At 65.9% G+C, this 2,726-nt stretch carries 2 protein-coding genes; one reads left to right on the forward strand and one right to left on the reverse strand.

The features are described from left to right. A partial coding sequence (locus WA805_RS13795; RefSeq protein ID WP_425242531.1) for a hypothetical protein occupies positions 1-212 on the reverse strand: 212 nt, incomplete at its 3' end. A gap of 1,008 nt (positions 213-1,220) precedes the next feature. On the opposite strand from WA805_RS13795, the gene WA805_RS13800 reads away from it, so the two are divergent. Then, the gene (locus tag WA805_RS13800) at positions 1,221-2,711 is read left to right on the forward strand and encodes an MFS transporter (RefSeq protein ID WP_425242532.1); all 1,491 of its coding nucleotides are present in this window, start codon (positions 1,221-1,223) and stop codon (positions 2,709-2,711) included. Positions 2,712-2,726 lie beyond the last annotated feature (15 nt).

A 2,726-nucleotide genomic window follows, 5' to 3' on the forward strand; every position in this document is an offset into this window, starting at 1 on the left:
CGTTCCGCTGGCAGCTCGATCGTCAGCGGCTCGATAGTGGTGGTGAGGGAAGTAACACTGGTGTTATAAGTGTGGTCGCTGATTGCGCCGCGGACCGTGATGCTCGCGGCGAAAGCCCAGAGTGCAACCAGAGACACCAAGGGAACGGCGAGCATGATGATCAGGAACAGCCGGATGGGCCGCGAGCGGACCGGACGCCAGAAATTCCTCATTGCGCCTCACACAATTGCGCGAGGGAGGCGCCTGCTCGTCCGCCGGAAGACAGGCGACTTCAGGTTCGGCCTGATGCCTGTCAAACATCCCAGCGGCCGCCGAGCCCCCCGGTTTGACTGAGCCACCGAAATTGCAACTGGAACGGCACTGTAACACGGCGAAGTGAAACAGAATGGCTACTTGTGAGTATCGCCGGGTGAATCGATCAGTATCGAAGTCAACCACTAGATCAATGGCCCACTCACCGGGCCATTGCCACCGCCTGCATTCGGCTGACCGACTACCGGTAGGCCCGCTGCTACCTGGCGGTATTCCTGCGACTGCGCCGCCAGCTCGGCGACCGCACCGGCGAGGCCCCGGCCCTCCTCGGGATACTCCTGCCGCCGCGGCCGACCTACCCGACCCCCAAGGACACCTGGCAACAGGCCCTGGACATCCTAGAGGAGACCTACACCACCTCGACGCCGTCCAAGTCCGCGCCAGGTTTGGCTAACACCAACACCCCGCCGCCTTCGCGTCCGTGATGATCACCTTCCGCGGGTGGCTGGCTAAGCCGCCAGAGTGGTTAAAGGCATGGGCCCCGTCCGAACTGGCATATCTGCGTTCAGGGATCGCGCTACAGAACCGTTAATGCCAGTCGTAGATACTCGACGATCGGCGCGTTTCGGAGTTTCTCGCGGCCCGCTCATTTCGTCACTATGCGGGCGGCTCCGAGACGAGCTGCCAGCCTGCCAGTTCGATACAAACGGACTTAGCGTGTCGTTGCATGGCGGGCTTCGGCTGGTCAGAGCATGATCATCTGTGGCCGAGACCCGATACGCACCTTACGTACATGATCAATCTCGCTCTAACCACGAAGTTTTGCTTGCTGCTGGGCCTTGGCGTCGTGGCGCTGCGCGCGTTCCGACGCCACACCGCGCGAGGTCCGCCGGCCCGGTAGCGGAATGTCCATTCCGCTACGATATCCTGTAACGGAATGATGATTCCGCTTTCAGGAGGGGCCTGATATGGACAGTGCGCCGCGGCCGCACTATCAGGTGACGTTCGGGATACTCGCGGTCGGCATCGGGGCGTTCGCTCTCCTGCAGTCGCTGGTGATCCCGGTGCTGAGCACGATACAAGTGGAATTGCATACCTCGCAGAGCGCCGTGACGTGGGTACTGACGGCCTATCTGCTGTCGGCCTCGGTCATGACACCGATCCTGGGGCGGGTCGGTGACATCCACGGCAAGAAGTGGGTGTTCGTGGCCGCGCTGGTCGCCCTCGCGGTCGGATCGGTGCTAGCGGCCATGGCCCCCAACCTCGCGGTGCTGATCGTGGCCCGGGTGATCCAGGGGCTGGGGGGCGGGACGTTGCCACTGGGATTCGGGATCATCCGCGACGAATTTCCCGCGGGCAAGGTGGCCGGGGCTGTCGGCATCCTCGCGGCGCTGACCGCGGTCGGCGGCAGTCTGGGTATCGTGTTGGCCGGCCCGATCGTGAACGCGCTCAACTGGCATTGGCTGTTCTGGCTGCCGGGCATCGCGACGGTGATCGCGGCGGTCGGCGCGGTGCTGTTCGTCCCGCAGTCCCCGATCCGCAGTCCGGGCACGATCAGCTGGCTGCCCGCGGTGCTGCTGTCCGGCTGGCTGGTGGCGCTGCTGGTGCCGCTGAGCGAGGCATCGGACTGGGGCTGGGGGTCGCCGGCGGTCATCGGGCTGCTGGCCGGGGCGGTGCTCCTCGCCGCCGCCTGGGTCTGGTCCGAGCTGCGGGCGGCTACCCCGTTGATCGACATGAAGATGATGCGGCGCCCTGGGGTGTGGACGAACAACCTGGTCGCGCTGCTCATCGGCATCGGGCTGTACGCGATGTTCGCGTTCCTGCCCGAGTTCGTTCAGACCCCGTCCTCGGCCGGGTACGGGTTCGGCGCCAGCATCATCCGTTCGGGTCTGATGCTGTTGCCCGCGGGGGTCACCATGTTCGCGGTCGGCCTGTTCGTCGGGACCCTCACCCGGCGCTTCGGCGGCAACGTCCTGGTTGTCGCTGGCTGCGTCATCGGGTGCGTGGCGATGTCGATGTTCGCCTTCGCGCACTCCCAGGAATGGGAGATCTACGTCGCCACCGGCGTGCTGGGCATCGGCTTCGGGCTGGCCTTCTCGGCGATGTCGGCGAATGTCGTGTCCGCGGTCCCGGCCGAGCAGACCAGCGTGGCTACCGGCATGAACGCGAACATCCGCACGATCGGCGGCAGCATCGGCGCCGCCGTGATGGCCAGCATCGTCACCGCGAAGCTGGAGCCGTCCGGGCTGCCCGTCGAGTCCGGTTACACGACCGGGTTCGCGATCATGGCAGGCGTCCTGGTGATCGCCGCGCTGGCCGGGTTGCTGATCCCGTCGCAGCGACGGCTCCGCGGCGCGGCTGTCGAGGAGGCGGCCGTCGGTACGCTGGCGATGTCCGGGGACGCGCTGACCGGCGAGGCGGCGGCCGGGGAAACAGTAGCCAGCGAACTGGGCGAATGAGGGAGGGACTGGTGG

The organism is Trebonia sp. (genome assembly GCF_049794275.1).
Classification (GTDB): Bacteria; Actinomycetota; Actinomycetes; order Streptosporangiales; family Streptosporangiaceae; genus Trebonia.

Coding starts and splice junctions, on each gene's coding strand:
- WA805_RS13800 (WP_425242532.1), top strand. CDS start 1,221: ATGGACAGTGCGCCGCGGCCGCACTATCAGGTGACGTTCGGGATACTC.